19 protein-coding genes are annotated in these 20,873 nt (G+C 62.1%); 6 read left to right on the top strand and 13 right to left on the bottom strand.

Features of this window, described 5'->3' with window-relative positions; genetic code table 11:
- Nucleotides 1-6: 6 nt before the first annotated feature.
- Nucleotides 7-1,494: an MFS transporter gene (locus QCE79_RS12630; protein ID WP_309844522.1), complete on the bottom strand. Its 1,488-nt coding sequence runs from the start codon at nt 1,492-1,494 to the stop codon at nt 7-9.
- A 197-nt stretch (nt 1,495-1,691) separates the two neighbouring features.
- Here QCE79_RS12630 and QCE79_RS12625 point away from each other — a divergent pair, with 197 nt between their 5' ends.
- Entirely contained in the window at nt 1,692-2,966 is a 1,275-nt protein-coding gene (locus QCE79_RS12625; protein ID WP_309845302.1) for an Hsp70 family protein, read from the top strand.
- A gap of 64 nt (nt 2,967-3,030) precedes the next feature.
- On the opposite strand, the gene QCE79_RS12620 is transcribed toward QCE79_RS12625, so the two are convergent.
- Complete coding sequence (locus QCE79_RS12620; RefSeq protein ID WP_016346375.1) at nt 3,031-3,234, bottom strand: cold-shock protein; 204 nt, start codon at nt 3,232-3,234, stop codon at nt 3,031-3,033.
- 476 nt (nt 3,235-3,710) lie between these two features.
- Between QCE79_RS12620 and QCE79_RS12615 the strand changes: the two genes are divergently transcribed.
- Entirely contained in the window at nt 3,711-5,303 is a 1,593-nt protein-coding gene (locus QCE79_RS12615) for an APC family permease (RefSeq protein WP_309844520.1), read from the top strand.
- Between the two features lie 90 nt (nt 5,304-5,393).
- Here the strand turns inward: QCE79_RS12615 and QCE79_RS12610 are convergent, their stop codons facing one another.
- From QCE79_RS12610 to QCE79_RS12580, 7 genes are all read right to left on the bottom strand, one after another.
- A complete protein-coding gene (locus tag QCE79_RS12610) occupies nt 5,394-6,179 on the bottom strand; it encodes a class III extradiol ring-cleavage dioxygenase (RefSeq protein WP_309844517.1) in 786 nt (261 codons plus the stop codon).
- Nucleotides 6,180-6,288: 109 nt separating this feature from the next.
- Complete coding sequence (locus QCE79_RS12605) at nt 6,289-6,885, bottom strand: UbiX family flavin prenyltransferase (RefSeq protein WP_309844515.1); 597 nt, start codon at nt 6,883-6,885, stop codon at nt 6,289-6,291.
- Nucleotides 6,886-6,898: 13 nt separating this feature from the next.
- Entirely contained in the window at nt 6,899-7,210 is a 312-nt protein-coding gene (gene grxD / locus QCE79_RS12600; protein ID WP_244826344.1) for a Grx4 family monothiol glutaredoxin, read from the bottom strand.
- A gap of 97 nt (nt 7,211-7,307) precedes the next feature.
- Nucleotides 7,308-8,144 (bottom strand): peptide chain release factor N(5)-glutamine methyltransferase, encoded by an 837-nt coding sequence (gene prmC, locus QCE79_RS12595; RefSeq protein WP_309844513.1) that lies wholly within the window; start codon nt 8,142-8,144, stop codon nt 7,308-7,310.
- Nucleotides 8,141-9,223, bottom strand: coding sequence for a peptide chain release factor 1 (gene prfA, locus QCE79_RS12590; RefSeq protein WP_244826342.1), 1,083 nt, complete (start codon nt 9,221-9,223; stop codon nt 8,141-8,143). Before prfA ends, prmC begins: the two co-directional genes overlap by 4 nt.
- A 94-nt stretch (nt 9,224-9,317) precedes the next feature.
- Nucleotides 9,318-10,652 (bottom strand): glutamyl-tRNA reductase, encoded by a 1,335-nt coding sequence (hemA, locus tag QCE79_RS12585; protein WP_244826341.1) that lies wholly within the window; start codon nt 10,650-10,652, stop codon nt 9,318-9,320.
- 162 nt (nt 10,653-10,814) lie between these two features.
- A complete protein-coding gene (locus QCE79_RS12580) occupies nt 10,815-11,582 on the bottom strand; it encodes a glycosyltransferase family 2 protein (protein WP_309844508.1) in 768 nt (255 codons plus the stop codon).
- Between the two features lie 295 nt (nt 11,583-11,877).
- Here QCE79_RS12580 and QCE79_RS12575 point away from each other — a divergent pair, with 295 nt between their 5' ends.
- From QCE79_RS12575 to QCE79_RS12565, 3 genes are read left to right on the top strand one after another with little or no spacing between them, the layout of a single operon-like run.
- On the top strand, nt 11,878-12,150 hold the full coding sequence (locus QCE79_RS12575; protein WP_244826339.1) for a hypothetical protein: 273 nt from the start codon (nt 11,878-11,880) through the stop codon (nt 12,148-12,150).
- Nucleotides 12,151-12,197: 47 nt separating this feature from the next.
- Entirely contained in the window at nt 12,198-14,027 is a 1,830-nt protein-coding gene (locus QCE79_RS12570; protein WP_309844505.1) for an aminopeptidase P family protein, read from the top strand.
- 27 nt (nt 14,028-14,054) lie between these two features.
- Nucleotides 14,055-14,678, top strand: coding sequence for an HAD family hydrolase (locus tag QCE79_RS12565; protein ID WP_244826338.1), 624 nt, complete (start codon nt 14,055-14,057; stop codon nt 14,676-14,678).
- Nucleotides 14,679-14,681: 3 nt separating this feature from the next.
- Here the strand turns inward: QCE79_RS12565 and QCE79_RS12560 are convergent, their stop codons facing one another.
- The 4 genes from QCE79_RS12560 to ychF all read right to left on the bottom strand — a co-directional run bounded on the left by QCE79_RS12560 (nt 14,682) and on the right by ychF (nt 19,433).
- Nucleotides 14,682-15,806: a DUF748 domain-containing protein gene (locus QCE79_RS12560; RefSeq protein WP_244826337.1), complete on the bottom strand. Its 1,125-nt coding sequence runs from the start codon at nt 15,804-15,806 to the stop codon at nt 14,682-14,684.
- A gap of 242 nt (nt 15,807-16,048) precedes the next feature.
- Complete coding sequence (ettA, locus tag QCE79_RS12555; RefSeq protein WP_244826336.1) at nt 16,049-17,716, bottom strand: energy-dependent translational throttle protein EttA; 1,668 nt, start codon at nt 17,714-17,716, stop codon at nt 16,049-16,051.
- A gap of 178 nt (nt 17,717-17,894) precedes the next feature.
- On the bottom strand, nt 17,895-18,218 hold the full coding sequence (locus QCE79_RS12550) for a DUF3761 domain-containing protein (protein WP_309844502.1): 324 nt from the start codon (nt 18,216-18,218) through the stop codon (nt 17,895-17,897).
- Nucleotides 18,219-18,338: 120 nt separating this feature from the next.
- Nucleotides 18,339-19,433 (bottom strand): redox-regulated ATPase YchF, encoded by a 1,095-nt coding sequence (gene ychF, locus QCE79_RS12545; protein ID WP_244826334.1) that lies wholly within the window; start codon nt 19,431-19,433, stop codon nt 18,339-18,341.
- A 240-nt stretch (nt 19,434-19,673) separates the two neighbouring features.
- Between ychF and QCE79_RS12540 the strand changes: the two genes are divergently transcribed.
- Complete coding sequence (locus QCE79_RS12540; protein WP_309844501.1) at nt 19,674-20,846, top strand: UbiH/UbiF family hydroxylase; 1,173 nt, start codon at nt 19,674-19,676, stop codon at nt 20,844-20,846.
- Nucleotides 20,847-20,873: the final 27 nt, after the last annotated feature.

The following is a 20,873-nucleotide window of genomic DNA, read 5'->3' as shown; positions in this document are numbered from 1 at the left end:
ACGACATCACCCCTCATCCGCCGATGACAGCGGCCGCGCAACATCTTCCAGAGACTTGCGCTCCGCCGCCACGCCCCAGATGCCGGCCACGACGGCGGCCGCGATCATCAGCCCCGAGCCGATCAGATAGCCGACGAACACCGCGCCGCGCTGATGCGTATCGATGAGTTGCCCGAACAGCGCCGGCCCGATGATCCCGCCGAGCGCCGTACCGAACGCATAAAACACGGCGATGGCAAGCGCGCGAATCTCAAGCGGAAACGTCTCGCTGACCGTCAGATAGGCCGAACTCGCCGCCGCCGACGCGAAGAAGAAAATCACCATCCACGCTATGGTCTGCGTGGTCACGGAAAGCATTCCGTGCATGAACATCCATCCGCTGATCGTGAGCAGCACGCCCGAGATCGCGTAAGTGAAGGCGATCATCCGGCGTCGGCCGAGCACGTCGAATAGCTTGCCGAGCAGAACGGGGCCGAGGAAGTTGCCTGCCGCGAACGGCAGCACGTACCAGCCGATGTGATCGCCCGGCACGTGATAGAAGTCCGTCAGCACAAGCGCGTAAGTGAAAAAGATTGCGTTGTAGAAGAACGCCTGCGCGGTCATCAACATGAGGCCGACCAGCGATCGGCTCCGATGCACATGAAACAGCGTGTGCGCGACTTCCGAAAGTGGCGTGTGCTCGCGCATCTTTAGGCGCAGCGGCTTGATCGGCGTGTTCGGTATTTCGACGCCGTGCTTGCGAAAATGCGCTTCGATGTCCTCGACAATCTGCTTCGCTTCATCGACGCGGTTATGCGTGATGAGCCAGCGCGGACTTTCCGGCACCCACATCCGCATGAAGAGAATGGTGAGACCGAGCGCTGCGCCGATCAGAAAGCACCCGCGCCAGCCCCAATCGGGCGGCATCAGGCCCGGATCGAGCAAAACGAGCGAACCGGCCGCGCCAATGCCCGCGCCGATCCAGAACGTGCCGTTGATGGCGAGATCGGTCCAGCCGCGCAAACGTGCGGGCGTGAATTCCTGGATCGTGGAATTGATGGCCGTGTATTCGCCGCCGATGCCCGCGCCCGTCAGAAAGCGGAACAGCACGAAACTTGCGAGATCCCATGAGAACGCGGTTGCGGCGGTCGCGGCCACATAGAGAAAGAGCGTGATGAAGAAGAGCTTGCGTCTTCCGAGCCGGTCGGTGAGCCAGCCGAAGCCAAGCGCGCCGACCACCGCGCCCGCAATATATGCGCTGCCGGCGATGCCGACATCCGTGTTGTTGAAGTGCAGCGCCGGGCTCGACTTCAATGCGCTCGCCACCGCGCCCGCGAGTGTGACTTCGAGCCCATCGAGCAGCCACGTGATGCCGAGCGCGAATACGATCAACGTATGAAACCGTCCCCAGGGCAGACGGTCGAGCCGTCCCGGTAAATCGGTTTCTATGATGTCGGATCGATCGCTGGCGCTCGCAGTCGAACGATTTTCCTGCGGTAAGGTAGTGTCGTTCATTAGCTCGTGCCCGCCGCATCCGCGCGCGCAACAGTGAATAAATTGCCGCTTTGGCGAGCAAGTTGCATTCCGCGCCGGTTGAAGCGTCGTGGCGGTTCCAGACGGGTTCGAATGCGGTTGATGCATGCCGCCGAACATGCTACAAACCCTGTCCACTTTTGAATGCGGCGTTGCCTCGTAACGCTGCCTCGATGTCCATGACCTACTGTGCGATCGATTTTGGCACGTCGAATTCCGCCGTCGCCGTGCCTGCCGCGATTCAGGCGCAGACGCAGGGTGGCCATTCGATCCGGCTGGCTCCCGTCGAGGGCGAGGCAACCACGCTTCCGACGGCCGTCTTCTTCAACACGGACGAAAACAGCCAGTCCTATGGCCGCGCCGCGCTCGAAGCGTATATAGACGGCTTCGACGGCCGCCTCATGCGTTCGATGAAAAGCATTCTCGGCTCGCCTCTCGCCGACACTAGCACCGATCTCGGCGACGGCTCCGCCATCAAGTACACGGACGTCATCACGCTTTTTCTGCAGCATCTGAAGCAGAAAGCACAGGCGGTCTCGCCAAGTCCGCTCGATCGCGCGGTTCTCGGCCGTCCGGTCTTTTTCGTCGATGACGATCCGCGCGCCGACCGCCTCGCGCAGTCGCAACTCGAAGCGTGCGCGCACGCCATCGGCTTGCGCGAGATTCACTTTCAATACGAACCGATCGCCGCCGCATTCGATTACGAAGCGCGCCTGACACAGGAAGGGCTCGTGCTGGTCGCGGATATCGGCGGCGGTACGTCCGACTTCTCACTCGTTCGCGTGGGGCCCGAGCGCGCTCGCCAGCTAGACCGAAAAAGCGATGTCCTCGCGCATCACGGTGTGCACGTGGCCGGCACGGATTTCGACCGGCGCGTCGAGCTGACGACCGTTTTGCGCGAACTCGGTTATCAGACGCTCGATCCGCAAGGGCGCGAAGTGCCAAACCGCGTGTATTTCGATCTGGCGACGTGGCATCTGATCAATACCGTCTACACGCCCAAGCGCGTGAGCGAATTGCAACTGATGCGCCACCTTTACACCGAACCGCGTCTGCATGACCGGCTAATGCGCGTCGTCGATCGCAGGCTCGGGCATGCGCTGACCGCGCACGCTGAGGAAGCGAAGATCGACGTGGCGGCGGGCGGCGTAACCGAGATCGACATGGAAGAGGTGGAGGAAGCGCTGCGCGTCGCATTCGACGAAGCGCAGCTGATCGAAGCGGGCGCGGACGAGACGCGGCGTATCGTCGAAGCGGCGCTGGAAACGGTGAAACGCGCGGGCGTGGCGAACGCGGATGTCGGCGCCGTGTACTTCACGGGCGGCACCACCGGTTTGCGCTTTCTGTCCGATGCGCTCGCGGCGGCTTTTCCCGGCGCACGAGCCGTATTCGGCGATCGACTTGCCAGCGTGGCGACGGGCCTCGGTATTTACGCGCAACGCGTCTTTACCTGATCGCGCTCGTTCCAGATGCAAAAAACCCCGCCGAGGCGGGGTTTTCTTTAAGCCGGATAAAAACTTACGCCGGCTTGATGTTCGCTGCTTGCTTGCCCTTGGGGCCAGTCTTCACTTCGTAGGTAACCTTTTGATTTTCTTGAAGTGTCTTGAAACCCTCAATGCGGATTTCCGAGAAGTGTGCGAACAGATCTTCGCCGCCGCCATCCGGGGTGATGAAGCCAAAGCCCTTTGCGTCATTAAACCACTTGACGGTACCGGTTTCCATGTTACTTATTCCAAAAAATTGATGAATGAGGCCGAAGCCAAGGGTGCATGAAGATCAAGGAAGGGGCAATGGGACCAACCGGAGCACCGCGATGGCGAACTACGAAAGAACCACAAGTCACTCGCCACTTGAAATCCTGCAAGAAGGTTTATACGGCTAATCGTTTTCGCGGTCAAATAATATCCGACTGCCGCGCAGGGACTTTTTGAGATATCGCAACGTATCTTACGAATCTTTCATAATTTCACTGCCAACTGTCTATCACCGCCGTGTGGTAGCTTTCATCGCGCAAAAACTGATGAAAGCTGACAATCCTTCGCTGCATTCGAAAGGTGCAACCGTTACACTACGCGCCAACCTGCCAAGGTTGCACCAAAATCGCCCTATCACCGGACCGTAGGCCGGCATCGCGCGCGGCTGATGTGCATTCGTGCGCCTGACCTCCAAGCGCAAGGCGAGAGACACTGGAGAACAATGTGAAGAGTTCGATACAACGAAATATCGGGCCGATAGCACTCATGCTTACCGGCCTCGGTTCCATCATCGGTTCAGGCTGGTTGTTCGGCGCGTGGAAAGCGGCCAAGATCGCCGGTCCCGCAGCCATGGTCGCGTGGGTGATCGGCGCGGTCGTCATCATGGCGATCGCTCTTACTTACGCGGAGTTGGGCGCGACGTTTCCCGAATCCGGCGGCATGGTGCGTTACGCGCGCTATTCGCATGGCGCGCTCGTCGGTTTCATCAGCGCGTGGGCGAACTGGATTGCCATCGTCTCGGTCATTCCGATCGAGGCCGAGGCATCCATTCAATATATGAGCACGTGGCCTTATGAATGGGCGCATGCGCTCTTCGTGAACGAAACGCTCACGACTTCAGGGCTGATCCTCTCGGCGCTGCTCGTGGTCGTGTACTTCATGCTCAACTACTGGGGCGTGAAGGTGTTCGCGCGCGCCAACTCGACAATCACTGTTTTCAAGTTCCTGATTCCCGGCCTGACCATCGCGGGCCTCATCTATACAGGGTTCCATTCCGAGAACTTCGGCACGGCGTCGAGCTTCGCGCCCTATGGCTGGCCGGCCGTGCTGACGGCAGTGGCGACGAGCGGCATCGTATTCAGCTTCAACGGCTTTCAGAGCCCGGTCAATCTCGCGGGCGAGGCGCGCAATCCGTCGCGGAGCATCCCGTCCGCTGTGATCGGCTCGATTCTGATCGCGCTCGTGATCTATGTATTGCTGCAAGTGGCCTACATCGGCGCGGTCAATCCCGCCGATGTCGCGAAGGGCTGGTCGCATTTCAACTTCGCGTCGCCGTTCGCGGAACTGGCGCTGGCGCTGAATTTGAACTGGCTCGCTGTGCTTCTTTATGTCGATGCTTTCGTGAGCCCGAGCGGCACCGGCACCACCTACATGGCGACGACCACGCGCATGATCTACGCGATGGAGCGCAACAACACGATGCCGAAGATATTCGGCAACGTGCATCCGTTCTACGGCGTGCCGCGTCCCGCGATGTGGTTTAACCTGTTCGTCGCGTTCGTGTTCCTGTTCTTCTTCCGGGGTTGGGGCACGCTGGCGGCGGTGATTTCGGTGGCGACGGTCATTTCGTATCTCACCGGGCCTGTGAGCCTGATGGCGCTGCGCCGCGCCGCGCCGGATCTGGAACGGCCGGTCCGCTTGCCCTTAATGGGCTTGGTCGCGCCGTTCGCGTTCGTTTGCGCGTCGCTCGTCCTGTACTGGGCAAAGTGGCCGCTGACCGGCGAAATCATCCTGTTGATGGTCGTCGCGCTGCCCGTGTACTTCTACTTCCAGGGCAAGACCGGCTTCGCGGGATGGGGCCGCGATCTGAAAGCCGCGTGGTGGCTGGTGGCGTATCTGCCGACGATGGCCGTCATGTCGCTCATCGGCAGCAAGGAATTCGGCGGAAGTGGCGTGTTGCCGTATGGCTGGGACATGGCGCTCGTCGCCGTGCTCGCGCTCGTGTTTTACTTCTGGGGCGTGCACACCGGTTATAGGACGGACTATCTGGATGAACGCGAAGCGCACGAAGACATTCAGCACGAAGTCGGCGCGTAAACAGATCGTCGACGAGAAGCGGTAAAACGAAGCCCGCCTGAGCAATCAGGCGGGCTTCGTTCTTTCCTGCGCGGCTCGTGCGTTCAGGCCTCAGGCGTCCGCGAACACGTAGTTCGTCATTGCGAGCGCGCGCTGGAAAGTGCCGAGCGACTGTATGCGCAACTGATAGTCATCCGCCGCAGCGCCTAGTGCGCCAAATACTGGCAGCAGATGCTCGTCGGTCGGATGCATCAGCGCGGCGTGCGGCGCGCGGGCGCGATAGTCGAGCAGCGCGTCGATGTCGCGATCGGCAAGACGCGCCTCGAACCATTGCGTGAACTCATCGACGCGCGGATCGGCATCTTCAGGACGCGCGCCGAAATCCGCCATGCGCAGGTTATGCGTGATCTGCCCGGAACCGACGATCATCACGCCGTCACGCCGCAAATCGCGCAGCGCCCGGCCGATACCAAAGTGATGCGCGGCATCGAGGCGCGGTTGAATGGAAAGTTGCGCGACTGGGATGTCGGCGTTGGGAAACATGAGCAGAAGCGGCACCCACGCGCCGTGATCGAGGCCGTGCTCCGTCGTGCTCGCAGCAATGCCGTGCTCGCCGAGCAGCGCGGCGGCGTTGCGGGCGAGATCGGGCGCGCCGGGCGCGGGATAGCGCAGTTCATAGAGCGCGCGCGGAAAACCGTAGAAATCGTGGATGGTTTGCGGCCGCTCGGCGATGCTCGCAACGGGTTGCGTCGTGCCCCAATGAGCCGAAAGCATGAGGATGGCGCGTGGGCGCGGCAGCGTTTCAGCGAGCGAGGCGAATTCGCCGGAAGGCATCGACGGGTCGATAGGCAGCGTCGGCGCGCCGTGAGAAATGAAAACGGAGGGAAGGGAAGTCATGGCGTCGCGTATTGAGTTGGATGCCACCAATGTACGGCCGGTATTAGCGGAAATAAACGGCCGGTGAAGCAATGAATTGTGTCGTCGGAGTTTGCAATCGAATCGACGCTCAGTCCGCTTCGCCGCGCATTCCTTCCCATGCAGCGGCGGCCGGCGATGCGATCTGGAACAGATCGATCACCCGCGCGACGGTGTGATCCACCATCTCGTCGATGCTCGCCGGCTTCTGATAAAACGCCGGCAGCGGCGGAAAAATTACGCCGCCCATTTCCGTCACGGCGGTCATATTGCGCAGATGCGCGAGGTTGAGCGGCGTTTCGCGCACCAGCAGCACCAGACGGCGACGCTCCTTGAGCACGACATCCGCCGCGCGCGTGATGAGATTGTCGGAGAGTCCGTGTGCGATGCTTGCCAGCGATCGCATGGAGCACGGCGCGACGATCATGCCTTCCGTGGAAAACGAGCCGGACGCGATGCTCGCGCCGACATCGCGCACGTTATGAACAACGTCCGCGAGCGCGTGAACCGTGGATTTATCGAGTTCCAGCTCGTGCTGGATATTGAGCCAGCCGGCGCTGGAAACGAGCAAATGCGTTTCCACGCCGGAAACATGGCGCAACGTTTCAAGCAGACGCACGCCGTAAATCGCGCCCGTGGCGCCCGTGATGGCGACGATGAGCCGTCGTCGGGCGGCAGGCGCGTTCACTTCGAAGATGACTTCAGGCAGCGGCGAAGAGCTGTTGCAGTTCGCCGGATTCGTACATCTCCATCATGATGTCCGAGCCGCCGATGAACTCGCCCTTCACGTAAAGCTGCGGAATGGTCGGCCAGTTCGAGAATTGCTTGATGCCCTGACGAATTTCGTTGTCTTCGAGCACGTTCACGGTCGTGATCTGATCGACGCCACACGCCTTCAGCACCTGGATGGCGCGGCCGGAGAAACCGCACATCGGGAACTGCGCCGTGCCCTTCATGAAGAGGACGACCGCGTTTTGATCGACGAGTTGCTTGATGCGTTCTTGCGTTTCCATGATGTTCCTGCGCTTTGATGTCGGTGGGGACTAAGTGTTGAAATGATAGCGGATTTCGCTATTCCGGGCTGACCGCTGCCTCGCTCGCCCGCCGCGCTCAGGCATTGAAAACGCCGCCGCTGATGCGCTTGATTCCCGCCAGATCGCGCAGCGAATGCACATCGGTGAAACCGCGCGCCGTGAGCAGTCGGCGTACGGCGTCGGACTGATCGTAGCCGTGTTCGAGCCACAGCACGCCACGGCGCGCAAGCAGAAACGGCGCTCGCTCGATAATGGTCCGGATGCAGGACAAACCGTCGGCGTCATCGGTGAGCGCGTCGCGCGGCTCGAAGCGCAGATCGCCTTGCTGCAAATGCGGATCGTCGCTTGCGATATACGGCGGATTGCTCACGATGGCTTCGAAGAGCAGCGAAGGATCGACCTTCGCGGTCCAGTCGCTTTCGACGAACGCGAGCGGCCCGCCCGCGCGCGCCGGATCGAGCAGCCGTTCTGCATTGCGACGCGCGACATCCAGCGCGGCGCCTGAGCGGTCCACGGCCCACACGCGCGCGTCGGGCCGTGCATGCGCAAGCGAAACCGCAATGGCGCCGGTTCCCGTGCCGAGATCGAGCACGCGCGCGTTCGGCGTATTCGCGATGGCGTCGAGCGCCGTTTCCACCAGCAATTCGGTTTCCGGGCGCGGAATCAGCACATCGGGCGTCACGTCGAATTCGAGCCCGAAAAATTCACGCGTTCCAGTCAGCTGCGCGATCGGTTCTCCCGCGACACGGCGCGCGACGAGCGCCTCGAAGCGGCTAACCGCGATGGCGCCAAGCGCTTCGCGGTCGCGCGTGATGAGCTGCGTGCGTCGCCAGCCGAGCACGTGCATCAGCAAGACGCGCGCTTCGAGCGCGGGCAGCGCACACGCACGCAGCAGATCGACTGCGGTCGTCACTCGGTTTCCCCGAGCGCCGCGAGCAATTCCGCCTGATGCTCGCTCACGAGCGCGCCGATCAGTTCGTCGATATCGCCGTCCATGATGTATTCGAGCTTGTAGAGCGTCAGATTGATGCGGTGATCCGTCATGCGCCCTTGCGGAAAATTGTAGGTGCGAATGCGCTCGGAGCGGTCGCCCGAACCGATCAGACTCTTGCGCGTCGCCGCTTCCTTCGCGTGTTGCTCGTGATACTGCTTGTCCTTGATGCGCGCGGCGAGCACCTTCAGCGCGCGATCCTTGTTCTTGTGCTGCGAGCGGTCGTCCTGACATTCGACGACGATTCCGGTCGGCAAGTGCGTGACGCGCACGGCCGAATCGGTCTTGTTGATGTGCTGCCCGCCCGCGCCCGACGCGCGGAAGGTATCGATACGCAGATCCGCCGGATTGATCACCACTTCGCTGATTTCATCGGCTTCCGGCATGACCGCGACCGTGCACGCAGACGTATGGATGCGCCCCTGCGTTTCCGTCGCCGGCACACGTTGAACGCGATGCCCGCCCGACTCGAACTTGAGCCGCGAGAAGGCGCCGTGGCCCGCAATCCGCACGATCACTTCCTTGTAGCCGCCCAAGTCGGACACGCTCTCGGACATGGTTTCGGCGGTCCAGCGGTTGCGCTCCGCATAGCGCAGATACATGCGCAGCAGGTCGCCCGCGAACAGCGCGGATTCGTCGCCGCCCGTGCCCGCGCGAATTTCGATGAAGATATTGCGCTCGTCGTTGGGATCGGTCGGCAGCAGCATGGTCTGCAGATCGCTTTCGATCGTCGCCATGCGTTCGCGCGCTTCGCCGATTTCCTCTTCGGCGAAATCTCGCATCGACGGATCGGACAGCAATTCCTGCGCGGTCGCTTCGTCGTTGAGCGCCTGACGCCAGAGCGCGTACTGCTCGACGACCGGACTGATTTCCGCATGTTCGCGCGTGAGTTTCCGATACTGATCCATATCGGCGGTCACGTCTTCGCGGCTCAACAATTCGTTGAGTTCGACCTGCCGTTTTGCAAGCTGGTCGAGCTTGCTTTGCATGCTCGTTTTCATCGGGCGGAGTTGGAGCGATGCTCCGGAGAATTGTGGAATCAGAAATGCCTGCGCGTCAGCGCCGCGCGGCATTGGAGAACAGCAAGGAAAGCCGCTAACGGTCCGGAGACTGCGACGATTCAGGCGCCGAAGGCGTGTCGTCTTGCGGCTTGTCGGACGAACCGTGGCGGTAGAAGCCGCTCATCAGGTCGATGAGCTGGGCGCGCTCTTCCGTGGTCGCGCGATTGAGCGCGTGCGTCGGACCATGAATGAGCTTGTTGGTGAGCGATTGCGACAATGCTTCGAGCACGGCGGCGGGATCGTCGCCGCGCGCGAGCAGCTTGCGCGCGCGTTCGACTTCGGCGCGGCGCAGCGCGTCGGCTTGTGTATGCATGTGGCGGATGACCGGCACGATACTGCGCGCATCCAGCCACTGCATGAAATTCTGCACACGCGTTTCGATGATCGCTTCGGCTTGCGCGACGGCAGCTTGCCGCGACGCATTGCCTTCGCGCACGATCGCGCCGAGGTCGTCGACGGTATAGAGGAACACGTCCTGCAGATTGCCGACTTCCGGCTCGATATCGCGCGGCACGGCGAGATCGACCATGAAGATTGGCCGATGCCGGCGCGCGCGCACCGCGCGTTCGACCGCGCCCAGCCCGATGATAGGCAGCGTCGACGCCGTGCACGACACGATGATGTCGAACTCGTGCATGCGCGTGGGCAGCTCGGAAAGCGGAATAGCGCGGCCGTTGAAACGTTCGGCGAGCTTTTCGCCGCGTTCGGCCGTGCGGTTTGCGACCACCAGTTCGCGCGGATTTTGCGCGGCGAAGTGCGTGGCGCAGAGTTCGATCATTTCGCCCGCGCCGATGAAAAGCACGCGCTGACTCGAAATGTTTTCGAAGATGCGCTGGGCGAGTCGCACGGCGGCGGCGGCCATGGAAACGGACTGCGCGCCGATCTCGGTCGTCGAGCGCACTTCTTTGGCCACCGCGAAGGTGCGCTGAAACAACTGGTTGAGATAAGTACCGAGCGCGCCCGCTTCCGACGCGGTGCGCACGGCATCCTTCATTTGTCCGACGATCTGCGTTTCGCCGAGCACCATGGAATCCAGCCCCGAGGCGACGCGGAAGGCGTGACGCACGGCCTCGGACTGCGGCAGCGCGTAGACGTGCGGCGCGAGTTCCGAAACCGGGAGATTGTGGTACTTCGACATCCACTGAATGGCAGCGTCGCGCGCGGCGGCGTCGTCGGTGGCGCAGTAAAGTTCGGTGCGATTGCAGGTCGAGAGGATCGCCGCTTCGGGCGAAACCTTGGCGAGCGGCCCAAGCCAGATGTCCTTCAGCGCGCCCAGAGCGGGCTTCAGCTGTTCGAGCGGAAACGCCACGCGTTCGCGCAAGGCGACAGGCGCAGTGTGGTGATTGATTCCGATCGTGAGGAGCTGCATGTAATGGGCCTAAGCCGATGGCCTTTCAGATAGCGCAATATTATAGCGTTTTACCAATCTCTTCATTTATAGGCGGCATAGGGGATGGCTGGTGTTCGCTCGCGCCGCTTGCAGCTGGCGCGAAGCCGCACGCTCGTGCGACGCCAGGACGCAGCGCCGCGCTCAATCGAAGTACTTTGCCAGCTCGGCGGCGCGCGCTTCGAGTTCCTCTTGCGACAATGCATGCGTCTCGGCAGCCGCTTCGCGATTTCGTTCGGCGGCGGCAATGGCCGCGTGCCGCGAAGTATTGTCGTGATGCAGATGGAACAGCGACGCGTTTGCATCGGGCACGGAATGCCAGCGAACGCCGAGCCGCACCGCGCGCGTGAGCAGGTCGTCATCTTCGCCGCCCCAGCCAATGAAGCGCGGATCGTAGCCGCCGACGCGCATGTAATCCGAGCGTTTTATGAGCACGATGGCGCCCGGCGTATTCGCATAGAGAATTTCCATTTCTTCGGGCCGGTCGCTTTCGAGAAACGGTTTTAGTATTGCGTAATCTCCGGAAACAATGAATGCATCGCGATAAACACCCGTAACGTTAATTACGTTCGTGAATGGGCAAAGTGCGTCGCTTGCCGTTCCATGACGAATTGCGTTGATGCAAAGCGGCAGATAATCCGGATTGGAAATCATGTCCGCGTCATGGAAACAAATGATGTCGCCGGTGCACATTCGCGCGCCCAGATTGCATAGGCGCGCCTTTGGAAAGGGGCCGTTGTCGCATACGAAGACATGCCTGATCTTTTCGTCGCCGAGGCCCGACCAGTGAAAGGTGGGCGTGGCATCGGCTTCGATGAGATAAACCGTGTAGTCGGAATAAGTCGAATCGAGATGGCGCAATATGCCGCGCAGATTTTCACGCCGCTCCAGCGTGGAACCGCGGTAGGTCATGATGAATTCCAGACCGTTTAGCGATATGAGGCTTTTCTCAAACATGGTGCTTTATTTCCGCTGTAAACCCATTAAATCGATGCCGCGAACTTGGGCAATGACTCCTTAGAGTATCGCCCTTAAATCAGCGTGGCTAAAGCGGTCATTTTACCGGCCCGGCATATTTTCATTTTTAAGCTTAGTCGCATAAATCGTTCAAGGAAACGCACTTGCCATCGCCAACCTGGCCCCCTAAACTCGACCGCTAACGGCGCGCGGCGCCGGTTCAAACGCAATCAAAGGGGCGCGGTAGCTGATGGGCTGGACGGGCTTGATCTTTTTGGGCGCGGTAATCGGCGCGACGGGTTGGTGGCTGCATCCGCTGCGGCGCGCGGGGCGCGTGGGCACAGGCGCGGCGGGGCGCATCTGGACGGCCATCGTCGCGGGCATATTGGCGATAATCGTCGCGCGCATGTTCGGCAATATCATCAACCTGTATCACGACGGCGATACGCTTGAATGGTTCGCGTGCACGGTGTTCGCGCTCGTCGTCGTGACGGTGACAGTCGGCCTTGCCGCGCGTCGCTAAACCCGCGCTCGCCGGCGCTTCCTCACGCATTCCATGCAGGTGACTTCATGAACGACCGCATCGCATATTCCGCCATTCCCGACGCAGCCGAGTTCGCCCGGCGCATTGAATCGCTGCGCGGCCAGATGGCGCTCGACAATCTTGCCGCCGTGCTGATTCCGTCGGCAGACCCGCATCTTTCCGAATATCTGCCGGAGCGCTGGCAAGGGCGGCAATGGCTGTCCGGCTTCACCGGTTCGGTCGGCACGCTCGTGGTGACGGCGGATTTCGCGGGCGTCTGGGTGGACAGCCGCTATTGGACGCAAGCCGAGGCGCAACTGGCGGGCACCGGCATCGTGCTCATGAAGATGATGGGCGGCCAGCAAACCGCGCCGCACGTCGAATGGCTGGCGGCGCATGTCGATTCGGGCGATGTCGTCGGCGTCGATGGCGCCGTGCTCGGCGTGGCGGCGGCGCGCTCGCTTGCGGATGCGCTGAAGGCACGCGGCATCGTACTGCGCACGGATGTCGATCTGCTCGATTCCATCTGGCCGACGCGTCCCGGTTTGCCTGACGCGCCCATCTACGAACATGCCGCGCCGCACGCCAGCGTGAGCCGCGCGGACAAACTCGCCCAGGTGCGCGAAGCCTTGCGCGCAAAAAACGCGCAGTGGCACTTCGTGTCCACGCTCGACGATCTCGCGTGGATCTTCAATCTGCGCGGCGGCGATGTCAGCTACAACCCCGTGTTCGTCGCGCACGCGTTGATCGGCACTGACGACGCGACGATCTTCATCGCCGATGGCAAGGTGTCGGCCGAGCTCGAGGAATGGCTCGCGCGCGACAACGTGCGCGTCGCGCCTTACGCCGATGCGCCCCGCGCACTCGCCGCGCTGCCCGCCGGCGCCACGCTCCTGATCGACCCGCGCCGCATCACGCATGGTTTGCTGGAGCAAGTGCCCTCGGCGGTGACGATCGTGGAAGGCGTGAATCCGTCCACCTTCGCGAAGTCGCAAAAGACGGCGGCGGAAGCCGAGCATATCCGCGCGACGATGGAACGGGACGGCGCGGCGCTCGCGGAATTCTTCGCCTGGTTCGAGAATGCGCTGGGCCGCGAGCGCATTACGGAACTTACCATCGACGAAAAGCTCACGGCGGCGCGCGCGCGGCGTCCGGGCTTCGTGACGCTGAGCTTCGGCACTATCGCGGGCTTCAATGCCAACGGCGCGATGCCGCACTACCGCGCAACCGAAGCGTCGCATTCGGTGATAGAAGGCAATGGCTTGCTCTTGATCGATTCGGGCGGACAGTATGTGAGCGGCACGACGGACATCACACGCGTGGTTCCCGTCGGCGAGATCACGGCTGAACACAAGCGCGATTTCACCATCGTGCTGAAAGGAACGATGGCGCTGTCGCGCGCACGCTTTCCGCGTGGTATCCGTTCGCCAATGCTCGATTCCATCGCGCGCGCGCCGATCTGGGAAGCCGGCGCGGACTACGGCCACGGGACCGGGCACGGCGTCGGCTACTTTCTGAACGTGCATGAAGGCCCGCAGGTCATCTCGCACTACGCGCCCGCCGAAAGCTGGACGGCGATGGAAGAGGGCATGATCACGTCTATCGAGCCGGGCATCTATCGGCCGGGCAAGTGGGGCATTCGCATCGAGAATCTGGTGCTGAACCGAAGCGCGGGCAAGACCGAATTCGGCGATTTCCTCGACTTCGAAACGCTCACGCTCTGCCCTATCGATACCCGCTGCATCGACCTGGCCTTGCTGCGCGAGGACGAGCGTGCGTGGCTCAACGCTTATCACGAGGAAGTGCGCCGGCGCGTGTTGCCGCATGTGTCGGGCACGGCGTTGGCGTGGCTCGAAAAACGCACGCAGGCTATCTGATCCGAAACAAGAAGGAGCAGCAAAACCATGACCATCAAGGCAGTCGTATTCGACTTCGGCGGCGTGTTGATCGACTGGGACCGCGAGTATTTGTACCGGCAACTGATTCCGGACGAAACCGAGCGCCGCTGGTTTCTCGACAACGTCTGCAAGATGGATTGGGTCGTACAACAGGACGGCGGGCAGACCATAGAAGAAGGCACCGCCGAACTGATCGCGCGCTATCCCGATCACGAAGCGCTGATTCGCGCGTTCTATGCGCGCTGGCACGAGATGGTGTCGGGCGTGCTGGAAGAGGGCGTGGCGCTCGTCGACCGGCTGGACGCGGAAGGCGTGCCGCTATTTGGCCTGACGAACTGGTCGGCGGAGACGTTCCCGTATGCGTGGGAACGCTTCGACGTGTTGCGGCGGTTTCGCGAGATCATCGTTTCGGGGCGCGTGGGAATCGTCAAGCCCGACCCGCAAATTTTCGCGTTGATGCGCGCGGAGATCGAAAAGCATCTGCCGGGCATTCAGCCGCACGAACTCGTCTTCATCGACGACAACGCGAAGAACGCGCAGGCCGCCACGGATCTCGGCTGGCACGGCATCCACTACACGGGCGCGATGGAAACCGAAACGAAGCTGCGCGCGCTCGCCGTGCCTATCTGACGCTTACTGACCGAGCAAACTCTTGAGCGCGTTGCCAATACCGCGCACGGTATCGCCCGTGCCTTTGGCCACGCCTTCGACGCTCACACCGAGCGCCTTCGCAAAACCGGCGGCGAGTTTCTTCGACAGACTTTCCTGCAGCGAAAACTTCGGATCGCGCAGATCGCCGTCGAGCACGAAGTCGAGCTTGATCTGATCCTTGCGGTCTTTCAGCGCGGCGACTGCGGCTTTCGTCGGAATGGAGAGGAAGGTGTCGAGTCCGTTGCCGGTGTCGCTGATCTGCAAGTGATTCAGCGTGAGCGTGCCGGGCGCATGAATGCGGTAATCGTGGATGTTCGCGTCCACGGTGAGGTCGATGGTCCCGCCCGTCACCGCCGCACGCGCGCCGGCCTTTTTCAGCAGATAAGGGTCGAGCGACGCGATATCCACGCCGCTCAGCACGGCGCGCGTCTGCGAATCCTTGTTGGCGATGACCATCCAGCCGCCCCACGAAACCGTTCCCGTATGCGACGGACCCTTGATCGAACCGGACATCGACAGATTGGTGCGGTCGGTGAGCGCGGGGAGATGCAGATGGTCGATGGTCGCGCGCGAATCGCTGATCAACACGCGATACGGCGGCTTTTGCACCGATGAATCGAAGAACTCCATCGAGCCGCGTTCGAACGACACGCGATCGATGAGCTTCTCTTCCTGCGAGCGCGCGTCTTCCTTCGCGTCGGGCTTGGCGTCGGCGACGCGCGCGGTTTCCTTGAGACCGGGCAGAATCTGCACGCGGCCATCGGCGGAACGCACGATCGACAAATAGTAGTTGTCCACGCTCACGCCATGCAGATGCACGCGGTTTCGCAGCGCTTCGTGCATGTCGATGTCGAGCACGATGCGCTCGGCGCGCATGGCGTCGCTCGCGGGCCAGTCCTGCGGGCCGCGCAGACGCACGCGCGACAGTGTGACGTGGCCGAAGCCGACATCGATCTCTTCGGCCGAGCCGTTCGGCCCGAGCGTTTCGAGAATGCGCTCCTTCATCTGATGCGCGACGAAGAGCCACCCGCCAACCGCCACGACGATGATCGCCACGACGATTCCGACTGCCCAAAGCGCTCCCCGTTGCGCTTTCGATCGCGCCATCTGCAATGTCTCCCGAATACTGGTTCTGCCTGAGGCTCACTCGGCGGTAAGCCGTTTCGCGTGCATCGTTTTTTTAAGTGAGCGCGTACTTTTCAGCCTCTGTCGCGCCGCTAGCGTGTTGCAAAGATGCCGTGAAGACTGGCGGCGACGTGCCTCAGACAGTCGCCGCATTCGTGTCCGATGTCGGTGCGCGCGCGCGCATAGGCACGCGCGTTCCTCGTCTCATCCGTTCACGCAAAGGATCAGCGCGTGATCGGCTTGTAGCGCAGACGCTTCGGCCTCGCGGCTTCTTCGCCGAGCCGCTTGCGCTTGTCGGCCTCGTATTCCTGATAGTTGCCGTCGAAGAACTCGACGTGCGAGTCGCCTTCGAACGCGATGATGTGTGTGGCGATACGGTCCAGGAACCAGCGATCGTGCGAGATCACCATGACCGAGCCGGCGAATTCGAGTAACGCGTCTTCGAGCGCGCGGAGCGTTTCGACGTCGAGGTCGTTGGACGGTTCGTCGAGCAGCAAGACGTTGCCGCCCGCGATCAGCGTTTTCGCCAGATGCAGACGTCCGCGTTCGCCGCCCGACAGATTGCCGACGAGCTTCTGCTGATCGCTGCCCTTGAAGTTGAAGCGGCCGATATACGCGCGCGACGGCGTTTCGTACTTGCCAACCGTGAGCACATCCGCGCCGCCGGAGATTTCCTCGAACACGGTCTTGTCGGCGCCAAGCGCGTCGCGGCTTTGATCGACATAGGCGAGCCTGACCGTCGGCCCTTGCACGATCTCGCCGGAATCCGGCTGCTCCTTGCCGGTCAGCATGCGGAACAGCGTGGACTTGCCCGCGCCGTTCGGCCCGATGATACCGACGATCGCGCCCGCCGGAATCTTCATGCTGAGGTTGTCGATCAGCAGCCGGTCGCCATACGCCTTGCTGACGTTTTTGAACTCGATGACTTCATTACCGAGACGATCGCCCACGGGAATGAAGATTTCCTGCGTTTCGTTCCGCTTCTGATATTCCTGGCTGTTGAGTTCCTCGAAGCGTGCGATGCGCGCCTTCGACTTCGCCTGACGTCCCTTCGGATTTTGGCGCACCCATTCCAGTTCCTTCTTGATGGCTTTCTGGCGGGCGGATTCGCTCGATTCTTCCTGCTTCAGGCGCTCTTCCTTCTGGTCGAGCCAGCTGCTGTAGTTGCCCTTCCACGGAATGCCGTGACCGCGGTCGAGTTCGAGAATCCATTCGGCGGCGTTGTCGAGGAAGTAGCGATCGTGCGTGACCGCGACGACGGTGCCCGGATAGCGCGTCAAGAACTGTTCGAGCCATTCGACGGATTCGGCGTCGAGGTGGTTGGTCGGTTCGTCGAGCAGGAGCATGTCGGGCTTTTGCAGCAGGAGCTTGCACAGCGCGACGCGGCGCTTTTCGCCGCCCGAAAGATGTTCGATGGTCGCGTCCCACGCGGGCAGGCGCAGCGCATCGGCGGCGACTTCGAGTTGCTGCTCGGGGCTGCCGCCGTCGCTCGTCGCGAGGATGGCTTCGTACTTCGCCTGCTCGGCGGCGAGCTTGTCGAAGTCGGCGTCGGGCTCGGCGTAAGCGGCGTAGATTTCGTCGAGCTTCTTGGTTGCCTGGAAGACATCGCCGAGACCTTCTTCGACTGCCTGACGCACGGTTTGTTGCGGATCGAGTTGCGGTTCCTGCGGCAAATAGCCGATGTTCAGATTGGGCATCGGCGTGGCGTCGCCTTCGATGTCCTTATCGACGCCCGCCATGATCCGGATGAGTGTGGACTTGCCTGAACCGTTGAGACCTAGCAGACCGATCTTCGCGCCGGGGAAGAACGAGAGTGAGATGTCTTTCAGGATCTGACGCTTCGGCGGGACGATCTTGCCGACGCGGTTCATGGTGAAGACGTATTGGGCCATGTCGATGTTGTCTGTAATGGTGTGGTGAAGAGTGCGAACGCCGGGCGCGGGCGGCTGCGTGCGGGACGCGCACGCCGCGTTATCGGCATTCGACGCGAATCGTCGGCGCGGGATGACGCGCTTCCCGGCGCGTGTGCCGCGCGGGATCGAATGTCATTGTACTTCGGGCGTGCTCAGGCTATTGCCAGCGCGCCACGCCGCCATGCCGCGAACACGTTCCGCCGTGGTGGCGGCTGAAGCTGTACGAGCCGTCGCGGCACTGCGCGGTCGCGCCTTCGGGTACCGCACCCGAACGCGAGCGAGAGGGCGCATGGATTACGTTGCCGTCGCGGTTGACGTAATGGCCATGTCTGTCGAGGTCGTTTTCGTCAGGTTGCGGGTTGAAGTTGTTCGCGTTCGCGCTGTTCGCGTACGCGTTCGCCGGTGTGCAAGGGATGACGCTCGCGGACAATGCAATGCAACACGTCGCAGCGAGCGAACGCAGAAACGCGGGTCCTTTCATCTTCTTTTTGTCTCTCTTTATTTTTATCGGGTACCGCTCATGAAAAAGCGGAGCCCCGTTTATCGGGCGCTCCGCTTTTTCATGCAAGACGATTTGACGATTCTTGACGCTTGACGGCGCTCAAACGTTGAACAAGAAGTTCATCACGTCCCCGTCGTGCACGACGTATTCCTTGCCTTCGGCCCGCATCTTCCCGGCTTCCTTTGCGCCTTGCTCGCCCTTGAACGCGACGTAGTCATCGAACGCGATGGTCTGCGCGCGAATGAAGCCGCGCTCGAAATCGGTATGGATGGCGCCAGCGGCCTGAGGCGCCGTATCGCCGATATGAATGGTCCACGCGCGCACTTCCTTCACGCCAGCCGTGAAGTACGTCTGCAAACCAAGCAACTTGAAACCCGCCCGGATCACGCGGTTCAAACCCGGCTCGTCCATGCCCATGTCGGCGAGGAAGTCCTGCTTGTCCGCGTCGTCCAGATCGGCGATTTCCGCTTCGATTGCCGCGCACACCGCGACGACCGGCGCGTTCTCCGCGTCCGCATGCTTGCGAACGGCGTCGAGATACGGGTTGTTCTCGAAACCGTCGTCCTTCACGTTCGCCACATACATGGTCGGCTTCGCCGTGATGAGGCAAAACGGCTTGATGAGCGCCTGCTCGTCTTCGTTCAACGAAAGCGCACGCACCGGCTTGGCCTCGTCGAGCTGCGCGCGCACCTTTTCGAGCACGGCGACGAGCTTGCCCGCTTCCTTGTCGTTGCCCGACTTCGCCGCCTTCGAATAACGCGTGAGCGCTTTTTCGACCGTCGACAGATCCGCAAGCGCGAGTTCCGTGTTGATGACGCCGATATCGTCCAGCGGATCGATCTTGCCCGCGACGTGGATCACGTTCTCGTCGTCGAAGCAGCGCACGACGTGCGTGATGGCATCCGTCTCGCGGATGTTCGCGAGGAACTGATTGCCGAGACCTTCGCCCTTCGACGCGCCCGCGACGAGACCCGCGATATCCACGAACTCGACGACGGCCGGCAGGATACGCTCGGGCTTCACGATTTCGGCGAGCGCGGTGAGGCGCGCGTCCGGCACTTCGACCACGCCGACATTCGGCTCGATGGTGCAGAACGGATAGTTCTCGGCGGCAATACCCGCCTTGGTCAAAGCATTGAATAGAGTGGACTTGCCGACGTTAGGCAAGCCGACGATGCCGCATTGGAGGCTCATGGAATCCTTCGAACTGGTGAGACGGCGCAGGCCGCGCGGGTTTCGTCAAAAGTCGCGCGCCGGGCAAAGGCTGAATTGGCAAAAACGCCCGCCAGCGCAACGGCCGCGTCGAGCGGCCAGGCAAACCGCCATTGTACCGCCGCGCCGGGCAGCGGCGTTTCGCGCCGCCTTCCGCGACGGCCCGCCGCAGCGCCGCGCAGGCGCCAAATACGCTGCAATCCTCACGGCTATAATGGCCGGATGACTTCGCATCCCTTGACCTTTCATGCAGTTGTCGTCGGCGGCGGGCTCGTCGGCAAGACCGCCGCGCTCGCGCTCGCGCAATCCGGCTTGCGCACCGCGTTGCTCGCGCCGCAAGCTGCCGCCTTGCCCGCGGGCGCCGCGTTCGATTCGCGCATCTACGCGCTCTCGTCGAGTTCGCAGACGCTGCTCGAACGGCTGCGCGTCTGGCAAGCGCTCGATCGCACGCGGCTCGGGCCCGTCTTCGACATGCGCGTGTTCGGCGGCACGCACGCGGAACTGCACTTCTCCGCGTTCCAGGCCTCGGTGCCGCAGCTCGCGTGGATCGTCGAGTCGAATCTGATCGAACAGTCGCTCGACGCCGCGCTGCGCTTCCAGCCGAGTCTGTCGTGGTTCGAATCGCGCGCGCAGGGCATGACGGTCGAGGACGATGCCGCGCACGTCACGCTTGCAAGCGGCGAGACGCTCGAAGCGGATCTGATCGTCGGCGCGGATGGCGCGCATTCTTGGGTGCGCGCGCAAATGGGCGCGAAGGTCGACCGGCGCGATTATCGGCAAACGGGCGTGGTCGCGAATTTCAAGGCGGAGCGGCCGCACGGCGAAACCGCCTACCAATGGTTCCGCGACTCGGAAATCATCGCGCTGCTGCCGCTGCCGGGCGATCACGTCTCACTCGTCTGGTCCGCGCGCACCGAACACGCCGACGAACTCCTCGCGCTCGATCCCGCGCAACTCGCGGCACAAGTCGAACAGGCCACGCAAAACATGCTCGGCACGCTCGAATGCGTGACGCCCGCGCAAGGCTTCCCGCTCGCGTTGCAAACGGTCGACAAGCTGATTGCGCCACGTGTCGCGCTTATCGGCGACGCCGCGCATTTAATTCATCCGCTAGCCGGGCAAGGCATGAACCTCGGTTTGCGCGATGTCGCCGCGCTCGCGGATGTCATCGCCAATAAAGAAGGTTTTCGCAATCTTGGCGATCCCATTTTGCTGCGCCGCTACGAACGCGCGCGCCGCGAAGACATACAAAAACTCATGTTGGCGACAGACGGCTTGCAACGGCTTTTCTCGGTGCCGGGCACGCTTGCGCGCGCGGTTCGCAATACCGGCATGGCGCTCGTGGGCGCGCAGCCACTCGTCAAGCGCTGGCTGGTTTCGGCCGCGCTCGGTTAAAGACACGCCAGGCACATACAGGAAAAG

Source organism: Caballeronia sp. LZ003, from assembly GCF_031451465.1.
In the GTDB taxonomy this organism is placed as follows: domain Bacteria; phylum Pseudomonadota; class Gammaproteobacteria; order Burkholderiales; family Burkholderiaceae; genus Caballeronia.
The sequence above is the reverse complement of the archived record's forward strand: the minus strand, read 5'-3'. Positions and strand labels throughout refer to the sequence as shown.